24 protein-coding genes are annotated in these 20,552 nt (G+C 42.9%); 6 read left to right on the forward strand and 18 right to left on the reverse strand.

Annotated features, from left to right (window positions below):
- Nucleotides 1-50: 50 nt before the first annotated feature.
- The 12 genes from QT979_RS13500 to QT979_RS13555 form a co-directional block, all read right to left on the reverse strand.
- Nucleotides 51-434 (reverse strand): hypothetical protein, encoded by a 384-nt coding sequence (locus QT979_RS13500; RefSeq protein ID WP_333310474.1) that lies wholly within the window; start codon nt 432-434, stop codon nt 51-53.
- A gap of 186 nt (nt 435-620) precedes the next feature.
- The gene (locus QT979_RS13505; protein ID WP_333310476.1) at nt 621-911 is read right to left on the reverse strand and encodes a hypothetical protein; all 291 of its coding nucleotides are present in this window, start codon (nt 909-911) and stop codon (nt 621-623) included.
- 20 nt (nt 912-931) lie between these two features.
- Complete coding sequence (locus QT979_RS13510; protein ID WP_333310478.1) at nt 932-1,189, reverse strand: hypothetical protein; 258 nt, start codon at nt 1,187-1,189, stop codon at nt 932-934.
- Between the two features lie 6 nt (nt 1,190-1,195).
- The gene (locus QT979_RS13515; RefSeq protein ID WP_333310480.1) at nt 1,196-1,594 is read right to left on the reverse strand and encodes a hypothetical protein; all 399 of its coding nucleotides are present in this window, start codon (nt 1,592-1,594) and stop codon (nt 1,196-1,198) included.
- Between the two features lie 79 nt (nt 1,595-1,673).
- Nucleotides 1,674-2,039: a hypothetical protein gene (locus tag QT979_RS13520; protein ID WP_333310482.1), complete on the reverse strand. Its 366-nt coding sequence runs from the start codon at nt 2,037-2,039 to the stop codon at nt 1,674-1,676.
- A 132-nt stretch (nt 2,040-2,171) separates the two neighbouring features.
- Nucleotides 2,172-2,531: a hypothetical protein gene (locus QT979_RS13525; RefSeq protein ID WP_333310484.1), complete on the reverse strand. Its 360-nt coding sequence runs from the start codon at nt 2,529-2,531 to the stop codon at nt 2,172-2,174.
- Between the two features lie 2 nt (nt 2,532-2,533).
- Nucleotides 2,534-2,959 (reverse strand): hypothetical protein, encoded by a 426-nt coding sequence (locus QT979_RS13530; protein WP_333310486.1) that lies wholly within the window; start codon nt 2,957-2,959, stop codon nt 2,534-2,536.
- 113 nt (nt 2,960-3,072) lie between these two features.
- Nucleotides 3,073-3,420, reverse strand: coding sequence for a hypothetical protein (locus tag QT979_RS13535; protein ID WP_333310489.1), 348 nt, complete (start codon nt 3,418-3,420; stop codon nt 3,073-3,075).
- An 81-nt stretch (nt 3,421-3,501) separates the two neighbouring features.
- The gene (locus tag QT979_RS13540) at nt 3,502-4,248 is read right to left on the reverse strand and encodes a hypothetical protein (protein WP_333310491.1); all 747 of its coding nucleotides are present in this window, start codon (nt 4,246-4,248) and stop codon (nt 3,502-3,504) included.
- Between the two features lie 41 nt (nt 4,249-4,289).
- Nucleotides 4,290-4,706, reverse strand: a complete 417-nt coding sequence (locus tag QT979_RS13545; protein WP_333310493.1) for a hypothetical protein — start codon at nt 4,704-4,706, stop codon at nt 4,290-4,292.
- 147 nt (nt 4,707-4,853) lie between these two features.
- On the reverse strand, nt 4,854-5,261 hold the full coding sequence (locus QT979_RS13550; RefSeq protein ID WP_333310495.1) for a hypothetical protein: 408 nt from the start codon (nt 5,259-5,261) through the stop codon (nt 4,854-4,856).
- Nucleotides 5,262-5,329: 68 nt separating this feature from the next.
- Nucleotides 5,330-5,710 carry a hypothetical protein gene (locus QT979_RS13555; protein WP_333310497.1) on the reverse strand — a complete coding sequence of 127 codons (381 nt, stop codon included), beginning with the start codon at nt 5,708-5,710 and terminating at the stop codon, nt 5,330-5,332.
- Nucleotides 5,711-5,787: 77 nt separating this feature from the next.
- Between QT979_RS13555 and QT979_RS13560 the strand changes: the two genes are divergently transcribed.
- Nucleotides 5,788-6,609 carry a DNA cytosine methyltransferase gene (locus tag QT979_RS13560; RefSeq protein WP_333310499.1) on the forward strand — a complete coding sequence of 274 codons (822 nt, stop codon included), beginning with the start codon at nt 5,788-5,790 and terminating at the stop codon, nt 6,607-6,609.
- Nucleotides 6,610-7,011: 402 nt separating this feature from the next.
- Here QT979_RS13560 and QT979_RS13565 read toward each other — a convergent pair whose 3' ends face one another.
- Complete coding sequence (locus QT979_RS13565; protein WP_333310501.1) at nt 7,012-7,533, reverse strand: hypothetical protein; 522 nt, start codon at nt 7,531-7,533, stop codon at nt 7,012-7,014.
- A 92-nt stretch (nt 7,534-7,625) separates the two neighbouring features.
- Here QT979_RS13565 and QT979_RS13570 point away from each other — a divergent pair, with 92 nt between their 5' ends.
- Genes QT979_RS13570 through QT979_RS13585 form a run of 4 tightly spaced genes read left to right on the forward strand, consistent with a single transcriptional unit; the run spans nt 7,626 to nt 12,977 of the window.
- Entirely contained in the window at nt 7,626-8,054 is a 429-nt protein-coding gene (locus tag QT979_RS13570) for an RNase H family protein (protein WP_333310503.1), read from the forward strand.
- Nucleotides 8,055-8,101: 47 nt separating this feature from the next.
- Nucleotides 8,102-9,634, forward strand: coding sequence for a hypothetical protein (locus tag QT979_RS13575; RefSeq protein WP_333310505.1), 1,533 nt, complete (start codon nt 8,102-8,104; stop codon nt 9,632-9,634).
- 4 nt (nt 9,635-9,638) lie between these two features.
- Nucleotides 9,639-12,350: a hypothetical protein gene (locus tag QT979_RS13580; protein ID WP_333310507.1), complete on the forward strand. Its 2,712-nt coding sequence runs from the start codon at nt 9,639-9,641 to the stop codon at nt 12,348-12,350.
- Between the two features lie 36 nt (nt 12,351-12,386).
- Nucleotides 12,387-12,977 (forward strand): HU family DNA-binding protein, encoded by a 591-nt coding sequence (locus QT979_RS13585; protein ID WP_333310508.1) that lies wholly within the window; start codon nt 12,387-12,389, stop codon nt 12,975-12,977.
- A 70-nt stretch (nt 12,978-13,047) separates the two neighbouring features.
- Here the strand turns inward: QT979_RS13585 and QT979_RS13590 are convergent, their stop codons facing one another.
- The 4 genes from QT979_RS13590 to QT979_RS13605 all read right to left on the reverse strand — a co-directional run bounded on the left by QT979_RS13590 (nt 13,048) and on the right by QT979_RS13605 (nt 18,024).
- Entirely contained in the window at nt 13,048-13,887 is an 840-nt protein-coding gene (locus QT979_RS13590) for an ATP-dependent DNA ligase (protein WP_333310510.1), read from the reverse strand.
- A gap of 16 nt (nt 13,888-13,903) precedes the next feature.
- Entirely contained in the window at nt 13,904-14,731 is an 828-nt protein-coding gene (locus QT979_RS13595; RefSeq protein WP_333310512.1) for a hypothetical protein, read from the reverse strand.
- An 85-nt stretch (nt 14,732-14,816) separates the two neighbouring features.
- Nucleotides 14,817-17,372 (reverse strand): hypothetical protein, encoded by a 2,556-nt coding sequence (locus QT979_RS13600; RefSeq protein ID WP_333310513.1) that lies wholly within the window; start codon nt 17,370-17,372, stop codon nt 14,817-14,819.
- Between the two features lie 103 nt (nt 17,373-17,475).
- Nucleotides 17,476-18,024 (reverse strand): hypothetical protein, encoded by a 549-nt coding sequence (locus QT979_RS13605; RefSeq protein WP_333310515.1) that lies wholly within the window; start codon nt 18,022-18,024, stop codon nt 17,476-17,478.
- Between the two features lie 554 nt (nt 18,025-18,578).
- On the opposite strand from QT979_RS13605, the gene QT979_RS13610 reads away from it, so the two are divergent.
- Nucleotides 18,579-18,725, forward strand: coding sequence for a hypothetical protein (locus tag QT979_RS13610; protein WP_333310517.1), 147 nt, complete (start codon nt 18,579-18,581; stop codon nt 18,723-18,725).
- Between the two features lie 172 nt (nt 18,726-18,897).
- Here the strand turns inward: QT979_RS13610 and QT979_RS13615 are convergent, their stop codons facing one another.
- Nucleotides 18,898-19,176, reverse strand: a complete 279-nt coding sequence (locus QT979_RS13615; RefSeq protein ID WP_333142293.1) for a hypothetical protein — start codon at nt 19,174-19,176, stop codon at nt 18,898-18,900.
- Nucleotides 19,177-20,552: the final 1,376 nt, after the last annotated feature.

The following is a 20,552-nucleotide window of genomic DNA, read 5'->3' on the forward strand; positions in this document are numbered from 1 at the left end:
TCGATGATGGAAAGTAGAAACTCTCCACCATCAATCTGTGTTAAGTAAGGCTAAAACACATCATCAATATCATATTCTTCAGGAATAGTTTCATAGGCGGAAACATTTTCTGGAATATTGCCGTTAGATGTATCCTTCTTGGTGGGAGTCGTGCTAGCAGTATTGGCTTTCTTGGAGTAGTATTTCGATCGAATCGAAAGCAATTCTGCCTCAGAAAACTCTAGACTCTTAGCAAAAGCGAGAAGATCCTCATAACCTTTGCCATGAATTTCATCAACTTGCCATTCTTTGTCAAAGACAGCATAACCGCCATACTGAAGATTCTTGAGTGCTTCTTTGTTGGTAGACTTGTACTCTTCCCAGGCAAGAATACGAAGCGCATCAATCAACAAACTACGCTTTTTGGCAGTTTTGGACATAAATACAATAGCCATGATGAAATTCCTTTGATAAATGTACAGTGATTTTGGAAATAAGCAGAAAACCTATCTCATTTCCCTATCGCGAAGCGACCCTAACAGAAAAGCTACTGTAGGTTCTTTCTTTCGTAGCTGTAGCCATCGATCGATTGATGATGGAAAGATAAACTCACCATCATCAACTTAGGTCTAGGTCAACCATTAATCATCAGCAAAAGTGTCTGGATAAGGTTGCGCGATGGAGTAGTAACATTCTCTGATAGTCAACAGTTGTTCGATCGAGAAACCTCTTTCTGTTGCTAAGAGAGAAAGTTCAGTTAGATCCATCGATCGAATCTTGCACTGTCTCCAGCGACTGTAGAATCTGGTGTAACGCTGACTTAAATCTTCACGAATCTCAGGATTCGTTTCAAACACCTCCCATGCGAGTACACGGAACGCATCACGTAGGCGTAGAGTTGCTTGTTCTGTTTCTGAATCAATCTGAATCATGGTAGTAAAAGTAGAGTAAGTTAGGTTTCTGTTTCTGATTGGCTGTTTAATAATGCTTGGATAGAAAAGCCTTTCTCCATGAGATACCAAACAGTTCGATAGTAATCCATCGAATGAATGTGATGGATTTGCCAACGTTTGTTAAACTCGGCTTCAGTCATCTGTTCTTGGTAATGTTGCCAAGCTAACGATTTGAAAGCCAACTTTAGCTTTTTAGTGATTTCCGATTTCTCACGTTCAGATTCAAAGACTTGTCGTTCACGTTCGTTTGGATACATCTTTTGTTACTGCTGTTGTTTGTGTTGTGGAAAAAGGTCATTAAGAAGCTTGAAAAGAGTTTCTTTGTTCTCGATCGACACCTTCAGTGCGTAAGGAAACAGCGCATCGTTTTCGGTAACAAACTTAACTTTGCCACTCAAGTTAGATACGGGAAAGGCTACTTGAAGAGAGGTTGCTCTAGGAGTGAGAATCAGTTGATATCTTTTGTCACGTTTGTTTTTGTAGCCAACGTATTGTTCTGTGTAGCACCGGACTAACTGAGTATTCTTTGCTAACCAAGTTTCTGCGATCGAAAACAAAGTTGTTCCACCGTGAATTGTTTTAATGTCAGTAGAAATCAATTGAGGCACACCGTCAATAACTTCAAACCGTTGAATCACATCGTAAACTATTTTGTCAGTCATTTGAATTGTGTGAATTGGGTAGTGTAAGTTTCTCCTCACTATTTGAAGAGAAACTTACGTTAGTAGTTAGAGTAGTTAGCTACTTTTTCTTGCAGCGAATTACTTCAGCAACAAACTCAGGAGTTAGCCCACGTATTTTCATTTCAAACGGGAAATCTTTAATCCGCTTAGCTTTTCTGGGTTCGGCTTCTTTCGGGAGTGTGTAACCGCCAACTGTAGCTACGAGATTGAGATATGTAGTAGCCTCAGTTTTCGATCGAATCCCTATGTACGTGATGAAGGATTCAAATCCTGAAGCTGCATCCGGCATTTCTTGCCAATTGAATTGATTATTGGTTGTGCCGACAATTGTGATTCGATCGCTCAATCTTACTACAACGTAACTACCGTGCGGTGATGTTTCCACTACTTCACCTTCAACACCTGCAAAATTGACTGTTTCCATGACCAAGATTCCTTACTAAGTAAATAACTCAACACTTCAAAGCGAAGCAAAACATTAACAAACCTTGGAAACTGTTTCTTGATTTGTTTTTTTAGTTGCTAGTGTTTGATGTTTCTGATGTTTCTGATGTTGCTATAAGTGATCCTTGACAATTTGTACGATCGATTGAGCAGAAAGTCCGATTATTCGGATTTCATACTGTGAATTCGACAGATATCTGGGTTCACGAACCTGTTCATTTGGTTTCCCGCCAGCAAGTCGGATTTTGTTCTTGACAAGTGTTGCTTCAATAGTTGAGCGTACTCCTAGGTACAAAGTAAACAAATTCGGGTGAAATCCATTCAAGTTATCGGTTGTTGAATCCCAAACAAAATCCGAGGTGTAAATGCCTCGGATAACGGCGCGTTCTGAGAGTTTGACCAGGAAATAGCTATTGTGTGGGGATAAGGCTAATACTTGTCCTTCAATCCCGCCAAAGTTGAGTTTTTCCATGATTAGATTCCTGATGAGACAGTTTGCTTAGAGGGTGTAAATGCTTTGTATCTGGCTTGATGTTGTTGTTTGTACTGATTACCAATTCCAGAAAATACCTTTCTGATATCACCAATTCGCAATGACTTTAATCCTGTTGAGCCGATCGCTAATCTTTCCCATGTTCCTTGCTGCTGTAGATAAACGCACAAGTAGTAGGCATAATCAGGAATAATCAGCGCTGGACATTTAATGCCTGTTAAGAATGGCTCAAATTCTTTTACTGGATTTCCCAATTTCTGTTCACTGCCTTTGTTAATGAGCCAGAAATCAGCATCTGCATAATTATTGCGGATAATCCAATTAAAACATGACTTGTTTTCCATGAGACGATCGAAAATACATCGTCTCATCAAAACGAAGTATTTCCATCTCTCTTTCTTTGTCATTTTCACTCAGACATAGCGTGTACCTGTCTCTTTGTGTATCTGTACCTGTACATGAGCATAAAGAAGAATCTCAAACTGTTGCGATAAACAGCTTAAGATTCTTGAAGTAAAAGTTAGACAGCTCTGTAGATTTCCCAGGGCAAAAGTTTTTCTTCAGTTCCTTGTTCAGTTTCGACAATATACTCAAAATACTGAGCAACGGTTACTGAAGGGATGATCGACTTAACCGTAACTACCCCGCAGACAGTCGAATAAAGGCTACCTACCTGGATGCGATCGCCATGGACACATAGCGAGAGTTGGCAAGAGAAATGATATTCCTTCTTGCCATCTACGCAAACATAGACACCGCCTCGCCAAACCAAATTCTGGCTAATCGGCAAATCAAACTGAGACTGGTCTGGATGCGAAATCGGCGCAACTACCTTCTTTCCTGTTGCTGTAACTGTAACTAAACTCATGTCAAAACTCCTTCACGGGTAGAACGTGGGCAAACTCACGTCCTTACCGCAAAGCGTTTTAACGGTTAACCTCAGCTATTCTTACTTACAGATTAGGTCTGTTCCTGAATCTGTTTCTGAATCTGTTTTTGTTACTGTTTTGGTTACGGTAACAGTTTTTGTTTCTGTTACTGTTTCTGTTATTGAAGGTGGAGAATGTTTCCAGGGCGCAAAGATTTCGGTATCCTGGAAAAGTTCTTGAGGACTGATGGTAGAGTTAGGACGTTTCAGGATGCCTTTATCTCGGTAAAGTAACTGCTCATCTAGGGTGTAAGCAACGAGCTCGCTGCAAATCCATTTATTAGGGTTGTCGAGCAGTTTACCTAGCAGTTCCTCCAACTTTCCGGTCAGCAGTCGATCGAGCATCCGCCCAGGGAAACTGCCTGAGAGTCCTTGGGTCAAAATTGCGCCGAAATCGTATTGTTTGCCGATTTCGAGACTGGCTTTGTATGCGATCGCATAACCTACCGCCTCGTTGAAAAGTATGGGTTTGCGGAAGAAGATTTGACAGTTAGGGTCATTGAAGTATTTGCTTAGGCTGCAAACCTTAACTGTGTTATTTACCATGTCTGCTTCAATACATTGATCCTCACCCGCGACAATCAAGGTATGAGTCACATGGATATCGCTTATCAAATTCCAGCCTGTAAAATAAGCGATACCGAGAGATGTTACGTCGGCTCCCTTGTTGAGAAATCCTATGTACCCAGTTTTATAATTGACGTTATACTCTGGGGTTATGTCTGTTATTTTGATTGCTGGTTTATCAGGAGATTTTGTTGCACACATGAGGCTATACTCCAACTAAATTAGTTAGAGTATAGCAGCTTTTAATGATTGATTATTGGGTATTGTGACCAATACCATTCCAATAATCTTTTGATAAATTGAGCCGTAGGCAAGTCGTAGGAACTTACATACCATAGAAATAAAGGCTCATTTCTATGTCTCTCACAGAAACGAAGAAAATGTCTATTAACTGTTTGACTTTCAATTTTGTGCCAAATAATTTGACGTTTTTCTTCGACTGTTGCTCCTTCAAAATAAGTAGCTAAATTGGTCAATTCTTTGCGCTGTTTACCAGCCCAAGTTGCCAAGCGAATGTCTGTACCTTCATAAGCAACAGCATAATGACCTTCTAGACACTCATCCTTAACTCGCTTACCGTTTCGATCGAAATAGGTTCCCTCCCGTCTGTTGACATCATAAGGGAAGAGGCTCATTGGATTGATGTGAATTTCTGACATGATTCTCCTTAATATTAAATTGCAGTTTTCGATGTTGCGGGTATAATAGTCAGATAACAGCTTCTTACCAAAGATTAATTTCCGGTATCGCTGAAAACCTCGGCTTCTTACCAGGAAAAGAGATAAATTCCTGGTACAGCCGAAATTCTAATTTAGAATCTGATTTGCCACATAATCAACGCATCTGGCGATAAGTTCAGCATGGGAACGATCGGAAATATAAATCAGCTTCAACTCACCGTTATCTCGGTAAGCATGAGCTAATTCCATAATCGATCGAAAGATATCTGAATCAGGGACTAAATTAGGCTCATAGAAACCTTTTAATCTGACCTTGAAATATCTGGGTAAATGCTTTTGGATTTGTAGCCATAGCATTTGCCGATACTCCTCAACTGAAAACTTACCTCGCCACAGTGGAGAATTATCTAACTGATCATAATGATCGGTTAAACCTTCAGATACGTTGAAAACTTTACGGTCAATATCGATCGCAAATTTAACTTTCTCAGTCGTAAATTTGTCGAAATCAAACATTTCTAGAGTAATAGTCATGATAGTTACAGCGATGAGAGATCGCTTCCTTATCGCGAAGCGACCCTCACCGACCAACCTCAATTGCCTCAAATTCTGATAATTTTGGTTTTCCTTCCAGTTCGATCGATGTTATCCCTGGTTCCGCGACTTGTGCCATCCCAGAGAGCCAAACCGTAATCGCAAACTGAGCACATCATCTTGTCTCGATCGACATAGCTTCCTGCAACTCCAACCGTTTCATACCCCGTCGTATTTCTCGGTTTTCCGTTGCCGTTCCACAAAGCAAAGTAAACCTTAACGTTCAGGTAATTCGATCGACGCAGATATTCTTGAACTAACTTGTCTACGCCTCCCGCATCACCAACTATTATCGAAAACTTTAGCTCCATTATTCGATCGATTGATGGTAATCCAGCGGTGATATCTTTGATTGAGCGACTGCCAGAAATCATTACAATTTTAGTCATATTAGTCACAGTTGTTGATTCAAAACTACTTCCCAAACACGAAGTGAAAATGATAAAATTAAAATAAAGTCACTAATATGAAGCTGAAATGCGTTGATTTGTTTGCGGGAATAGGAGCTTGGGAATTAGCAGGGAGTTTAGTTAACGCGAACTCTCAGATTAAATTAGAGACGATCGAATTTGTAGAAAAGAATCCTTATTCCCAAAAAGTTCTTAGAACTCATTTCCCAGAAATCCCAATTCATTCCGATATCTGTAACTACCTACCAATCAAACATAAAGCCGATGTCTACACCATCTCCTTCCCTTGCACAGGGACATCAAGAGCCGGAACCAAAACCGGACTCATTCACATCGAATCAAGTCTATGGTTCCAAGCACTCCGATGCGTCATACTCGGTAGACCAAGTTTTGTATTGGTGGAGAATCCTGTCGGGCTTATCGATCGAGGGCTACGAACAATTATTGCCGGACTCAGAATGGGCGGTTACGAAACAGAAGTTGAAGTTATCAGCGCGTCGGAGTGCGGTGCGGTACATGAGAGGCAAAGAGTCTTTATCATTGCCTACGCCAACCACTTTGGCATCCAGCAACGGAAAAGGTGGGAGGGCTGGTCAAAACACATTGGAACACAGATTGAAATCGCAAAGTCGTTTACCAGCTACCCAGAAACTAAACCCAGAGCTATGCCTCTGGATGATGGGATTTCCGAGTACCTGGCTGGATTGCATTATGACCACTGGTGGCGATTCAATCCCCCGCCAGCCGAGCCAGGAGTAAAACGGAGAACTCCAGGCAGGGCAGAAGCAATCAACTTAGCAGGTTTGTCGATCTGCGTTCCCCAAGCGACTGTTCCTTTGATGCGTCTCCAGTTTCTAGCTTCTCTACTTCAATATTAATAATTCTGCGAAAGAGATGAGCAATCTAGAAGAACAAATCCGTTTGTACCGTCTAGGGCTATCTTATTCCGAGATAGCCAAACATACCAACACGACAGCAGGAAAGGTACAGCGCAGTATCAGAGCATGGGACTTACAGCCTAAGCAAGTCGAACCATCTACTCGTAGCTTGCGGGGCCTTGCCTGAGCGTAGTCGAAGGGCGTAGCGCCATCGACCGCTGAAATTGAAGCTTTGAGAGAACGCATTCGTAGTTTGCGGAGTCAGGGGTTATCTATGAAAGCGATTGGTCGTCAAGTTGTTTCAAACCGTTGTTTGGTACGATCGTCCATAAGTAAAACTTCCTTAGTTTCTAAATGAATATCAAATTTTTGTTCTTTGACTGCTGAACTTCTTCGCTGGACTTATAAATAATATGCCATCACCCGTTCAAATTCTTTGACTACATAGTTCATAAACTTTGGGTTTCGATCGAACAACGTTGAAAATCTCTCAGGCAGACTATTAAATCCTTGTCGTACCAGTTCTTCTACCATGAAAAAGACCGCATAGCCGAAATAATAAAGCTTAGGGGCTATGTCACCTTCTGGTGTAAAACCTTCTGTTGATATGTAGGATTTTCCATTTCGATCGAGATACTGAACTAAATAGATAGTCCCGCCACTCTCCAGCTCTAAGGATTCTCTATTATTTTCTGTCAAGTTTTCATGTGGTTGATCGAGTTTGAAATCGTTATACATTGCTCTTGCTAAATAGTTCATTTGTTCCAACCGCTCAGTCAGTCTTAGATTTTCTGCTTTTACCCTCAAACTTTCTATTAACAGTTCCGAATTCTCGATCAATAATTCCGAATTCTCGATCGACAATCCAGAATTGATAACCGATAAACGCGCATATTGTCTCAACAAATCTGTGTATTCTGACATAAATTTCCCCAATTCTTTGTTATATTATAGCAATAATTCAGGTTTTAGGTAGCTTCGCTTTTAGATTTTGATGTTCTTTTTTGTTAAAAGTAATGACAACTGTAACTGAAACAAAAAGTGTGGTTAATATTCATTGTGATGGTGCTTGCTCAGGGAATCCAGGGCCAGGTGGTTGGGCTGCATTACTCACAATTCCAGACAAAACTAACAAGAAAATGATTAGTGGTCAATCTGATACAACCACTACCAATAATCGGATGGAATTGACAGCAGCGATTGAAGCGTTGAAAGCTCTCAAGAAGCCTTGTAAGGTGACACTGTTTTCGGATTCAAGCTACGTCGTAAACACAATGGCTAAAGGTTGGAAACGTAACGCTAATCAAGACTTGTGGGAAGAACTTGATAAATTAGCAAAAGTTCATGAGGTGACATGGATCTGGCTAGCCCGAAAATCTACTCCTGAACTGACTGAGTGCGATCGAGTTGCTAAACAAGAAAGTTTGAAGAAGTCTAATTCTTAAAATTAGCTGATGAGGTAGGCATAGTAAGTGTGACTTGAATTATAATATTGTTAAAAATATCTAAAACAACCACACTTACTATGCCTACCAATCCACTCGATGATGTTTGGGCGAATTTTCAATCACTAAAAGGAGTTAGTGAAGTCAAAAAGATAATGGAGGCTCCTCAGCAATGGCTCCTGGAGCAACCGCTGACTCAGGGATTGTTGGCTCATCCAACGGCTAAAGTTCTTTTAGGTTGGCTTCAGTCATCACAGAATGTAGCAGCCTTTCCTCTTCTGATAGCTCAATGTGGAACAGCATTCTTGGAAACATCCCACGGCATCAACCGTGCCTACAACAGCAAACTTTATCCCAATTTAGCAGGTGCTGGTGAAAGAGCGTTGGCTGGATTAATCTCTACAAGTACAGAGAAAGGTATCTATGGTGATGTCATAAATGCTTTCAACAATAGCTTAAATCTCCCAGAATTGTCCAAAACCGGGGTAAAAATTAACTACGCTATGGATGAGGCTTGGAGATCAATTAATCAAAAAAAGCTTCAAATGCAGGAAGAAGCTAGAAGATTACGAGATAAATATTACCAAGAATTGCAAGATGAACGACTAAAATTAGACGATCGACGTAGAACGCGATCTAAATACAACAATGTGGCTAGAAGTTTAGTTGCTATGGGTGATGCACCTATCCCTTCTCCCAGAATTGTACGCTCTACGACAGGAACAGGAACAGGAACAGGAACAGGAACAGGAACAGGAACAGGTACAGGTACAGGAACAGTAATAGGTAATAGCAACTACGATATCAACTCAATTTACAACGATCAAATCTTATCAATGCGAAGTATCAAAGTAAATGCGAGTGCTTTGATAATTGTCCCGGTGATAGCGCCGATCGTTGCTGTAGGAAGTGGTTTAGCGACAGTAGGAATTACAGCAGGCATAATTTCTAGCATAGCAAGTTGGTTTTTAACGACTTGCATGAATTTGGCAGGAATTCCAGGAAGTTTAATTACAGCTCTTATTCATTGCGTAACTTCGATCGTCCTCAAAGTTTCTGGCAGTTCAGGGGCTGAAGCATTAAGATTTTTTGCTGCTTCTGCTTTGAAAATTAACGAAGCTTTGTTAATGACTGTTTTTGGAACCAGTAATATGAATGTTACTGCCTGGATGTTTCTGATTGCAATGGCAGGGCCGATTTTAATTGTCTCAATCATTATCATTTTAGCGATGCGAAATAAAACTGCTTTGTCGAAAACTCTCTATGTCTTTGGAGATTTAGTCGATAATCCAAACAGATTCAATCTGAGAGTAGCTACCATGTACGAAACTAATTCGATCGAAATATTGGATCAGTTCAAACTCTCAGCTAAAAATATGCGGGACAATGCCAAACTTGCTATGAGCCAAATCATAGGACTCGGATTAAATCCCAAAAATGAGTATGCGATTTGTTATAATTTAACTAATCCTGATAATCCAATTCAAGTCACTGGAAAAGAAGAAATTGCAGCATTATTAGGGCCTGATAAAGTTGCTAGAATAGCAACAGGTAGACTCAATTTTATGGACTTCATTTAAACAGATGCCAACAATTTATGAGCTGACTTACGATTGGTACGGCGCAGACGAAACACTGGCAAAAGTAGCAACAACTGCTGTTTGGTCAGTGTGGGACTGTGTTGCAAAAGAATGGTCGAATACTCCCAAAGTAACTTTGCGAAATACTCTGCTTTCAGGGTTACACAAAGATGTTAGGAAAGATAGATTTTGTATTGGTGAAATCCCAGAAAATACAAAAAATCCTGCACTGCTGAATCCATTTATTGTGGATAAAACTGATCGATATCAACTGGATTTAGCTAGCAATTCTCGCAATCACGGTAGGTTTACATTCAATCTATCTCCGATCGGGAGTGATTACTATGGAGGATTAGCAACAGAACAATGGAAACGAATCATTTACGGCAGTATTCTTCACACAGGATGCAAACATTTAATAGGTCGAGAATTCAATTATGTGATTGTTGATGATACAGCCAGAGATGCTAATGGCAATCCTCAAGATGATCCAGTAAATAAACGGCATTGGAACAGCGGAGACAGTCACGCCAAAGCTTCCAGAGAATTTATGGAGATATTAGGCGCAGGAACAGTAGAATTTGACCCTGATGAAATTGATGCTGATATTCCTATTCAGTTTCGGATAGCAGCATTTAAAAAATGGGTAGCAAAAGGGACGATCGCCTATAATCCCGCACTAGATAATTCTGGCTATGATTTGGTGATTCCCTGGAGTTCGCTGAAAGGCAAGAAACCAGCACTCGGAAACTACACGGATAAATTACTCTGTGGATTAGTATTCGAGGCGGAACAGCGCACAGCAAAAGCAGGCTGGATGCTATTTCAATGGTTTAAGTTTGAAACCCTTGAACAAGACAAAATCATTACCCGACTTCGGGAAAAATGTGAAAAATTAGCAGCAGCTACTAACTCAATTCAAGCACTTGCTAAAGAGTTGAGAATCCATCAAGTAGAAGCAGCGCAAGAGCGTGAACAAGGCGACAGTATCCAGTCAGAAGCTGAATATGTCAATACGGCAATGGAGATTATTAAATATGACATAAAAGGCAGGCTGTTACTGCATCCCTACATCACCGGGAAAGTAGCAGAAAGACTTCGAGCTGTTTGGCTCAATTTAGCCAAAGCAGCCGGGGTTCGTTTTTGGTCATTGATGTCCCAGCCTGATGAGTATTTCAAAAAATACGAAACCACGGACGCTAACAACGTAACCACTTTTAAGGAAAAAGTATTTTGTGCACCGGGGATGGCTCCCGGCGAGTACATCGTATTTTGCAACCCCATGCGCCACTGGGGAGACTGTCAGCTCTGGATCAACCGTCATGAAGGCACTTATGCCAAAGGTTCAGGATTGATGGCAGCCTCGACAAAACTCATGCTGAATTTGGGGAGAGACTTTGACGGGGACTTTGTTCAACTCATTGCATCCAAGGAGTATCCAGCTCTGAGAGATGCGATCGCCAACTTTGACAAACCTCCATCCGTTGACAAGCTTCCCAAAATGGCGTTGCCTGGAACTCTCCAAGAAGTCGCCATCAACAGCATGAACGACAGCACTGGAATTGTTGCCTCACTTCTCGGTCGGGCGCGAGGTGCGGGAGTTGAAGGAATAGTGCTGCTGATTCCTCCTGGTGGGATGCAGACAGCTCCCACAGAAATGGCAATTATCGATTTTCTGAGTCAGGAATTACAAATTGCGGTTGACTCATTGAAATCGGCATATCCGAATAATGACAAGGGTTTGCAGGCTGTTACTGACTATCTCAACACTCTCGGAGACGCGGGCAAAATTCCGTGGCTCAAAGATTTTAAAGAGGATGCGGTTTATCTGTCTCGCCCCTGTGCCGTTGCCGACGATGCGATCGATACTATTTCCCGGCTGGTCAGAGTCGTTAACACCTACTGGCGACCAGCTCAATTGGAAACCAACCTCGACATCAACTCCTTTCAGAATGCACTTTTTGTGGGCGTTGTGGTCGATCAGAAACAAACCGATTTTGCTTTTGAACATCGCAAGGCATACCGGATAGAAATGAGTGCTGCGATCGAATGGAAAACTCAAAATGATGGTGATACTACCAAAATTCGTGAGGTGTCTGCTAAATTTCAAGCTCTCAAAGACTCCGCGCTAGAACAATTAGCGGATGCTGACGGTCAGCCCTTCACTGAAAAAAGTTGGGCTGCTGCTTACTGGAGAGCGGTTCATACCGGAGCATCTGAGGTTAGCACTGGGTCGTTGGTATTCAACTTATTCAGGGACGAAATTCTCATGGACTTACAAGAAAATCCTGATACTTTGCCTTATTTCAACGCATACAACGTTCACAAGCAAGAACCCAATGTGTGGAGTAAAGGTGAATGGAAAGGGCAAAATGTTCTTGTTCGGATTGTTCAACGGATGAAACCTGCTGCGGGTGAGACAAAGGCGCGGATGGAACTTGGTGTTGATATGAGCTTTCCTGAAAGTACCAGAAATATCGGGTACTTCCCCCTTGGATGGATACCGAAAGAGTACCAAAGTAAAGTTGCGATCGGGGAAACTCGTGAGATGCGCTGTTACACCAACGGCAAATATATGGAAGATAGTGGACAAATCATCACCAAAACAGTTCGGCTCTATAACCGAACGCTCTCTCAAGAACAAATCGATTTCTTAGAAAACAAGATGCCAGCAGGTCTTTATAAGCCAGAAGATTTTGGTTTACCACCAAATTAATCATTTGATGGTGCATAATTAAAATATTCATTAGTCTTGTCGAGTACATTAGTTATGTCTGCCTTAACTGACCACGTAAAAGCTTCAACTGGATTTTCTGAAAGTACCGTTAACGCGGTATGGGATTCAGCAGTAGCCTTCATGTCACTCACTCTTCGCAATGGTGAAAAACTACCATTGGAAGGGTTAGGGATTTTAAAAGCTACCGATCGACCTGAACGTCAAGGACGCAACCCTCGGACTGGAGAAGCTATCACTTTTAAAGCTTCTCGCAGACCTAAGTTGACTTTCAGCAAATCCTTTTTGACTTTAGTTCAGCCTGATCCAAGCCAACCACAGCCTGCACCTGCTGCTGAATCTACTGCTCAATCTGTCGCTCCTGTTGCTCCTGTTCCTCCTGTTGCAGGCATTCAACCTCCTCCTATTCCAGCCGACTTGCTAGCGCAAAAAACCTTGAGTCATCCTGAGCAAACCTGGCAAATCAAAGCTCCTGACAGTTCCTTCGTTGAAGTACCAACAAGTGAACTAGCGGGCTGGGGAGTTAACGCTAGCACTCCGGTTTACTCGCCTAGCACAGGCTGGAAATTAGCGGGGAAAGTGCCGGAACTTGTAGGAATCGTCAAATAGTTTTGAACCAGACAGAAAAAAGCTTGAGTAGATGTACAATACTCAAGCTTTTTTCTTGCTCTATTTTGGTTCACACAAATGTCGAGAATACTGGATGCCGTAAAGAGCCTGTAGCAGTCACACCAAGATAAACCACTTCCAGCGTTCTGCCTAAATAATCAGCTTGGTTGGCAAATATTGTCGATCGCTCCAAGTCAGTAAATCCTGTGCCGACTCGACTATTGATGGTCTGACCGTTAATCATTCCCCGAATCAGTAAGTTACCCAGAGACTTTGCATATTTGCCACTACCTTTGGTAAAGCCAACCACCGTAAAGTTATTCTTTACAAAGTTTTTGACTTTTAGGAGATTGTTCGATCGAACCCCGGAGTAAACAGAGTTCGGATTCCGTAGGATTATCCCTTCATCCGAGAGTCCAGAACTTTTGACCAATTCAGCTTCAGTTTGGATTACCAAAGGATTATTTTCAATCAATTTCTGAGGGACGTAGCTAAGTTTCCCCATTGCCGGGAAAATTTGCTTGACCTGATCTACTTCATGAACTGTCTCCATTGTCGGGAATTGATTGAACCCGATCGCAAAGATGCGGAACTGAACTTTTTGTTTATTTGCTACTACAGATTCTACAGTTTTTCTGCTGCGGACAATTCCTGAGATTACATCAAAAGGAGTTTCAGGGATGTACAATTCACCATCTATAAAGGATAGATCGTTAGTCGATCGAATACTTTCGGAGATTTCCTCAATCTCAGTCAATCCTGAATATCGAGTCAGCCCCGATCGACTTCTCAATCCACTGCTTTGATTTTCATAGAGACACCGCACTCCATCCAGTTTGGGGCTGCTAAACCATTGAGCAACCCCATAGTTTTTTGTTGGGCTGTAAGTATTGGCTAATTGTGGCAACATTATTTAAACTTTCTCCTTAAACGAATCGACCTAAAGCAGGGGTTCGGAGATTTCTTGTAGCACTTAGCCCCATATAAACTATCTGAACTTGTTTGCCGATGTAAGAATCTCTATTCATCCAGAGATCCTGCTCTTCTTCATCGTTTAAACCGTAAACACGAGTAATTTTATTAACTCCATTTACCATCCCTTCAACGGACATATAACTGACGAAATTCACTACAGGATTTTGAGTGAATCCAACAACAGTAAAAATTCCGCTTGTTATGCCCTTCACTTTCAGATAGTTGTCCGATCGTACTTCTGAATAAACTGAATCAGGATTTCTGAGAAATATTTCATCAGAAATCCCAGAATTCACTATTTTTGTATATTCATCAAGAATTCCGAGCGGTGTACTGCGAATCAATTCTTGAGGTATAAAGCTCACCATTCCCAGCGGAGGGAAGTTTTGTCGCATCAAAGTAATCATTTGATGCCCTGTCAGATTAGGATTTGTTGTTTCAACAACAGCAGAAACTCTAAACTCTACAGCAAACTTATCAGCAAGGTCATAGTTGGTTCGCTCGCGCACCAGCACCGTAAGTTCATCAAGTGTTTTGCCAGGGATAAACAATTCACCATCAAGAAACGACAGATTATTAGCATCACAGATACTTTGACACGCTAACTCAAGGCGATCGAGTCCAACAAATCGCGTACTCAAAGTCTGACTTCTTAGTCCCTTTATTGCACCAAATCTTTGATAAACACACCGAATTCCGTTGAGCTTAGGACTGCTAAACCAGAAACCTGTAGGATATTCCTTTGCTGGACTGTAAGTATTAGCTAATTGTGGAAGCATATTAGTTTGTGTGGTTGTGACTTAACATTGCACAATAGATAGCAAATCGCTCCGTTTTATGTAAAACAGAGCGATTTGCTATCTATTAATCAACTGAGATGAGTTGATCGATCGCGTAGTACGTGCTTATCATTCCAGCTTCTTTTGAGAAATTCAAAAGAATGAGTGAGCTCGCATAAGTGACAGTACCTACAGCAATGTGAGTTCCTGAAGATGGATTCGCGAAAACAGCAAACGGTTTGCTCTGTGCAACACCAAATCCTGATGGGGTATTAGCTAAAGTAATGCTAGGCGTTCCGCTAGTATTCGGTGCTGTTATTTGCGTTCCTCCTTGCAGATGGATTAAATTTCCAGATCGACGGACTCTTAAATTTCCACTTCCAGCTAGTACGGGGATGTTGACCCATTCACCCCAGACAATACCTGTACCAGCACTACCCGCTGGCCCTGTTGCTCCAGTATCGCCTTTCGGTCCGATCGGTCCTACCGGCCCTACCTGCCCAGAAATACCGGGATTTCCTTGCGCTCCAGTTGCGCCAGTCGCGCCAGTTGCGCCAGTTGCGCCAGTTGCGCCAGTTGCGCCAGTATCACCTTTAAGACCAGTCGGCCCTTGCGCTCCAACGGCACCAGTTGCACCTTGAATTCCGGTTGCGCCAGTTGAACCAGTAGGCCCGATCGCTCCAGTATCACCTTTAGCTCCGGGAACTCCTTGGATACCTTGGTCGCCTTGTTTAGCTCCCAAAGTCCAAGCAGCCGACGGCGGTGCAGAATTTATGCTTGGTGCGTTGGCAATATAGCTGTTGCCGTTGTGGGCGACAGAATCAAACATGACGTAGCTCGTCGTCGCGTTCCAGTTTCCGCGCCAAATCAAACCGGGTCGCCCTTGAATCCCTTGTGGTCCTTGAGCACCTTGCGCTCCGGTTGCACCAGCCGGCCCCATTTGACCAGCCGGCCCGATATTGCCCGGTATACCCTGAATTCCTTGCTCTCCGCGATCACCTTTAGCGCCGGGAACGCCTTGAATACCTTGCGATCCGATTTGACCTGGAATGCCTTGATCACCGCGATCGCCTTTTTGACCTGCGGGGCCGGTTAAGCCGATCGGGCCAGTTGCGCCAGTTGCGCCAACATCGCCCGGAATTCCTCGATCGCCACGATCACCTTTAGCACCTTGCGAACCGGTTAAGCCGCTCGGGCCCATCGCGCCTATTTCGCCGGGAATTCCTTGGTCGCCACGGTCGCCTTTAGAACCTTGCGGGCCTGTCAAACCGATCGGACCAACAGGGCCGATATCGCCAGCAATTCCTTGATCACCTCGATCGCCTTTGGAACCCTGCGGGCCGGTTAAACCTTGATCGCCAGTCGCGCCGACCGTGCCGGGAATGCCTTGATCGCCACGATCGCCTTTTATGCCGGGAGCGCCTTGCGGGCCGGTTAAGCCTGCCGGGCCGGTTGCGCCAATTTCACCGGGAATGCCTTGGTCCCCACGTTCGCCTTGAATTCCTTGAGCACCTTGTGGGCCGGTTAAACCTGGATTTCCTTGAGAGCCAGTAGCGCCAACTAGACCTTGATCGCCTCGATCGCCTTTTTCACCGGGAACGCCTTGCATTCCTGGATTACCAGTATCGCCTTTATCACCTTTCGGGCCGACCATTCCAGGCACACCCTGTAAACCTTCAGCACCCGAAGCGCCGGGAGTTCCGGGTAAACCACGTTCGCCCGGTTCACCTTGAATTCCTGGATTGCCTTGAGGTCCGACTTGACCTGTTACACCAATCGGGCCCTGGATTCCCTGAATTCCTTGACTGCCTGGTTCGCCTTTTTCACCGGCTACACCGGGAGAACCTGCTACGCCGGGGTTTCCTTGATCACCTTTAGGTCCGATCGGCCCGACCGCACCAGTTGCACCGGGATTTCCCTGAATGCCTTGAGGGCCAGGAGCGCCAGGATTACCAGTTGCACCGATCGAACCAGTTGCGCCAACATCACCGCGATCGCCCTTTTGGCCGGGAATTCCTTGAGGACCGATCGGACCTTGAGGCCCTGCTGGCCCGACTGGCCCAGTCGGCCCAACGATAGCCGGCTCTGGAGGAATAAGAGAAACCTCACGAGAAGCGGTAGCAACAACACTCGTACCAACCATCAAATCAGCACGTAGAGTTCCATTTTGTGTAATGGCTGCTTCGTAAGGAATCCAAGGAGATTCCTTGATAATTGCGCCATTGAGAGTGAAACGGACAAAAGAGTTAGTTGGCGGATATGCGACATCAGCAACTACTACAGTTTGCCCTGAATAAAGAATAGGATCTCGTAGCGCAATTGTTGGAGTATTTAGCTTAACTTCAAAATTTATTTGAGCGGTCGATCGAACTGTGACAGGAGCTGTTCCAGTAATATCCTCAACTTCAATTAAATGATTCCCCGGAGTATTAATTGTAATACTCATCCCAAATTGATATTGAGGCGCAGCCGTCGTGCCGACATTGGTTGCTGTGGTGTCTGTGCCGACAACTGTACCGTTGAGTTTAAATCGAACGTCAGTATTTGTGTTACTGTCTGCGATCGCAGTAACAGGTAAGGAATAAGGCAAAGAGTTTAATTGAATACTTGGCTGATTTGGGGCGGTGATTCTAATAGCCATGATTATTTATTTAATTTGTGAATACACGAGAATTAATCTCTTCTCTGTAGTCAATACCAGAAAAGAGATTAAAAACAAGAGAGAGAAAGAACTTTGGCGCTTATCAGGTTTGAATCAGCAGAGCCTGAGCTAGGATAACTTCAGATTCCACTGATTCTCCAGCAATCATCAGAGTTGTGTAAGCATCAGGGCTTGTGTTGTCACCGTCATCGTCGTGAACCATGATGACTTTAGTATTTTGCAACTGAGTGAATGTTTGGTAAAGCTCAGTTAGATATTCAACCTGTTCGATCGGCATCAAAATGCTAAATACTGTCTCTGGGAAAACAGGCTCTTCCATCGCCAAACCTTGGGTTGCCATCCCTACTAACTCTGTCAAAGAGTTTCTGATCAAAGGTTGAAACAGCTCATCTAAAGTTTTGTATTCAATGCGTCGTGTCGCCGGAGCTTTGTAACTAGGAGCGAGGGGATTCATCGCCTTGATTGCAGCTCTCCGCATTGCAGCATCTCTGCTGAGGATTGCTGCTTCATCCAATGGCAGTTTAGCTCTTTTAATCGAAAGCGGTGAATCGCTTTCAGATTGGGGCCAAAAGTTGTAGTCAGCGAGTGTTGCCCGCAGCATTTTTGTTGCGAATCCTGCTGTTATTGTCATGGTGGTAATCGAGCTTGGTATCGAGCGATAAATTGTTTTTTTAGTATATCATCTCAATTTTATTTCTCTTTTTGACGGCAAAAAGTTGACTTTTGTTTACAAATAAGGTAGAAACAAAAATTAAATTTGGCTAAGGGGTTTATGACCAGAAAACGGCAATAACAGAAAGATAATTAGCGGAAAACTAGCAAGCTACAAAATTACTGGTTAAAATTGTTGCTTTAGTATTTGCACTCTTTTGAGTATCAAAAAACTAAGCTTTTTCAAAATTGCTTACCCATTCATCACTTTCTTTGTCACCTAAGAAAACAATTTGACCATTTTCTGTAGCGGGTCAAGAAAATAGTAAGCGAAACACACAACAAACTTGAGGATAAGAAAAACCAGTAGCGAACTGGTTCAACGCTATTAGTGGCGAGAAAGTGCATAAAGTTTCAGGAGATAGGCTTGAATTTCTTGATTTTAAGCCAATCAAAGGAATTGACCATATAACTACTGTCAAACAGATGACTTTGACCTTTCCCACGACAAGAAGCTTTGTTAGCAGGAAGCCAATGACAGTCACCGGAAGCATTTCTTACCAGATAGAAATATTGAGGAACGATCCTCTGCGAGGGCTGCGCCAACGGAAGTTCAATTTTACCGTAGCTTGCGGGGCACGTAGCGCCATCGCCCAACCCGGACACCAGTTGCTGCCGTAGTAGAAAAAGCAGTCCTTCGGTTCCTTAAACCATTCGATGTGATTTTTAGTTATTTTGGCTATTTTGCTCATTAGATTTAGATGTGATTGATGAGAGATAGTCATAGTTATGGAGAAAAAACATCATTGCCCAAAAGCGAAGCACTACGGTAAGACGCTTTAAGTGATATCTTTTAACTGCCCAGTAAATCAAAGACGTTAATATTTTCGTGAGTTGAGGGTATTTCACGTTCACAACCAGGAAAATAGCATTCTGATTCAACTATTGCGTGATAAATTTCCCGTAAAGCTTGAATTGCGTTTGCCAAAACCAAATCGTTGGGAATCGCAAAATCGTTACTTTGTCCGTAGGCGTAAGCCATCGCCTGATACTCTGGCTGTTTCTCTAGCAGTTCTAGAGTTTCTTGCGTCCCAGAAATGATTGCCTTAACGCGACAAAAACTGCGTTTCACGCCCAAACCAAGCCAAAACTGGCTTTATATGCCGCTTGGGCGTTTATATTTTATTGCAGCCAGCGCACAAATCTATAAGATATAGCTGTTCTCAAAGCTTCAGCAAGTGGGCTAAATCTTTATCCCATAAGGGTTTCAGGCGGGTTGTCACTCCCAGCGCATTGTCACTAGATTATGCAAGATCCGACTTTTCCGACTTTCCGATCCGACTTTTCCGACTTACAAAGGCGGGGGAGAGGAAGTATGATAGAGATCAGATGCCGTTTCACAACCTGTGGAAGCAATTAATAGACTTTCATAGCTTTTGAACGATACAGTTATAATCAGGGTTTCACGCTACAAAAGGGACTTCTACTTAATTACTACCATATAGTTCAGAGTGTGTACGATCGCACGTCGAGCGTGAAATTACGGCTATTGTTTAGCTCGTGATTTACAGAATAGTGCGTACATCATTGTTAGATCAGTAAATCCCCTATGGACGAATGATATAAGGATGTATAAATTATCTCCAGAACTATTTGCTCTCGAAGTGAATGTAAATTGGGGCATTTCTTCTCAAGCTTTTTCTACGTTACTCACGTCCAAACCAGGAAATGTTGAATTTTTACCTTCCATGACCTTTTCTTTACACAAATTTTATTGATTTCCCTTGACAAGCATCTATCCAAAGAATTATCTTAAGTATGTCTAGAGATAGATGACAAATAACAAGCTGATGAGTGTAGCTGGCAAAAAGATTAAATTGAATCTATAGGGGGTAGGGGCTCACAAAATCAGATTCTTAGTGTGATCCAGGCATTCAAGAGCGGACGTATGGGTGCAATAGCAACGTCCGGCAATAAATTTCGTACTGAGCCAACTTTTTGAAAGGTACCGAATGATTTGGGAGGACAGTGGGTGCAGTTAGCTGTCTTCCAAGTCAAAGCGAGTGATCTACGAACACAACAGCAATAGCATAATTCACCTATTGCTTAACAAAATTATCCAACAATAGCAACGTGCCTAAATTGGCTGCGATTGGAACTGAAATGAGCATTGATTAGACCCCTGCCAATTGACCACACAAATTATTTAATGACCAGGATTATGACCATTCTTAACTACAACGAAAGCACCTATCCGCAAGAAAATCCAGGGGTGGTGGAAGCCGTAGCTTCAGGCATTATTCCCAACAAGTTCTAGCATTGGATAAGGTTTAACTTGATTGGATAAAAAAATTCCCGGATATTCCTGTTAGCCGTTGTAAACCTCTTATACCGAGGGCGGTATCCTGTTCTCCGTTTCTTTGCTGGATTGGGCGTTACGCCTAGGTTTTCTCATTTAGCTTTCCTCAAACTTACGCATTTATACTCGGTTAGGGCAAGCCACCAAAT

The sequence above is a fragment of the Microcoleus sp. w2-18bC1 genome, from assembly GCF_036700365.1.
In the GTDB taxonomy this organism is placed as follows: domain Bacteria; phylum Cyanobacteriota; class Cyanobacteriia; order Cyanobacteriales; family Microcoleaceae; genus Microcoleus.

Excerpts from the sequence above, each read along its gene's own strand:
- QT979_RS13580 (WP_333310507.1), top strand. The coding sequence starts at position 9,639 with ATGCCAACAATTTATGAGCTGACTTACGATTGGTACGGCGCAGACGAA.
- QT979_RS13610 (WP_333310517.1), top strand. The coding sequence starts at position 18,579 with ATGACAGTCACCGGAAGCATTTCTTACCAGATAGAAATATTGAGGAAC.
- QT979_RS13545 (WP_333310493.1), bottom strand. The coding sequence starts at position 4,706 with ATGTCAGAAATTCACATCAATCCAATGAGCCTCTTCCCTTATGATGTC.
- QT979_RS13555 (WP_333310497.1), bottom strand. The coding sequence starts at position 5,710 with ATGACTAAAATTGTAATGATTTCTGGCAGTCGCTCAATCAAAGATATC.
- QT979_RS13540 (WP_333310491.1), bottom strand. The coding sequence starts at position 4,248 with ATGTGTGCAACAAAATCTCCTGATAAACCAGCAATCAAAATAACAGAC.
- QT979_RS13570 (WP_333310503.1), top strand. The coding sequence starts at position 7,626 with ATGACAACTGTAACTGAAACAAAAAGTGTGGTTAATATTCATTGTGAT.
- QT979_RS13600 (WP_333310513.1), bottom strand. The coding sequence starts at position 17,372 with ATGGCTATTAGAATCACCGCCCCAAATCAGCCAAGTATTCAATTAAAC.
- QT979_RS13560 (WP_333310499.1), top strand. The coding sequence starts at position 5,788 with ATGAAGCTGAAATGCGTTGATTTGTTTGCGGGAATAGGAGCTTGGGAA.
- QT979_RS13515 (WP_333310480.1), bottom strand. The coding sequence starts at position 1,594 with ATGACTGACAAAATAGTTTACGATGTGATTCAACGGTTTGAAGTTATT.
- QT979_RS13535 (WP_333310489.1), bottom strand. The coding sequence starts at position 3,420 with ATGAGTTTAGTTACAGTTACAGCAACAGGAAAGAAGGTAGTTGCGCCG.
- QT979_RS13510 (WP_333310478.1), bottom strand. The coding sequence starts at position 1,189 with ATGTATCCAAACGAACGTGAACGACAAGTCTTTGAATCTGAACGTGAG.
- QT979_RS13500 (WP_333310474.1), bottom strand. The coding sequence starts at position 434 with ATGGCTATTGTATTTATGTCCAAAACTGCCAAAAAGCGTAGTTTGTTG.
- QT979_RS13565 (WP_333310501.1), bottom strand. The coding sequence starts at position 7,533 with ATGTCAGAATACACAGATTTGTTGAGACAATATGCGCGTTTATCGGTT.
- QT979_RS13590 (WP_333310510.1), bottom strand. The coding sequence starts at position 13,887 with ATGTTGCCACAATTAGCCAATACTTACAGCCCAACAAAAAACTATGGG.
- QT979_RS13520 (WP_333310482.1), bottom strand. The coding sequence starts at position 2,039 with ATGGAAACAGTCAATTTTGCAGGTGTTGAAGGTGAAGTAGTGGAAACA.
- QT979_RS13505 (WP_333310476.1), bottom strand. The coding sequence starts at position 911 with ATGATTCAGATTGATTCAGAAACAGAACAAGCAACTCTACGCCTACGT.
- QT979_RS13550 (WP_333310495.1), bottom strand. The coding sequence starts at position 5,261 with ATGACTATTACTCTAGAAATGTTTGATTTCGACAAATTTACGACTGAG.
- QT979_RS13525 (WP_333310484.1), bottom strand. The coding sequence starts at position 2,531 with ATGGAAAAACTCAACTTTGGCGGGATTGAAGGACAAGTATTAGCCTTA.
- QT979_RS13530 (WP_333310486.1), bottom strand. The coding sequence starts at position 2,959 with ATGACAAAGAAAGAGAGATGGAAATACTTCGTTTTGATGAGACGATGT.
- QT979_RS13605 (WP_333310515.1), bottom strand. The coding sequence starts at position 18,024 with ATGACAATAACAGCAGGATTCGCAACAAAAATGCTGCGGGCAACACTC.
- QT979_RS13595 (WP_333310512.1), bottom strand. The coding sequence starts at position 14,731 with ATGCTTCCACAATTAGCTAATACTTACAGTCCAGCAAAGGAATATCCT.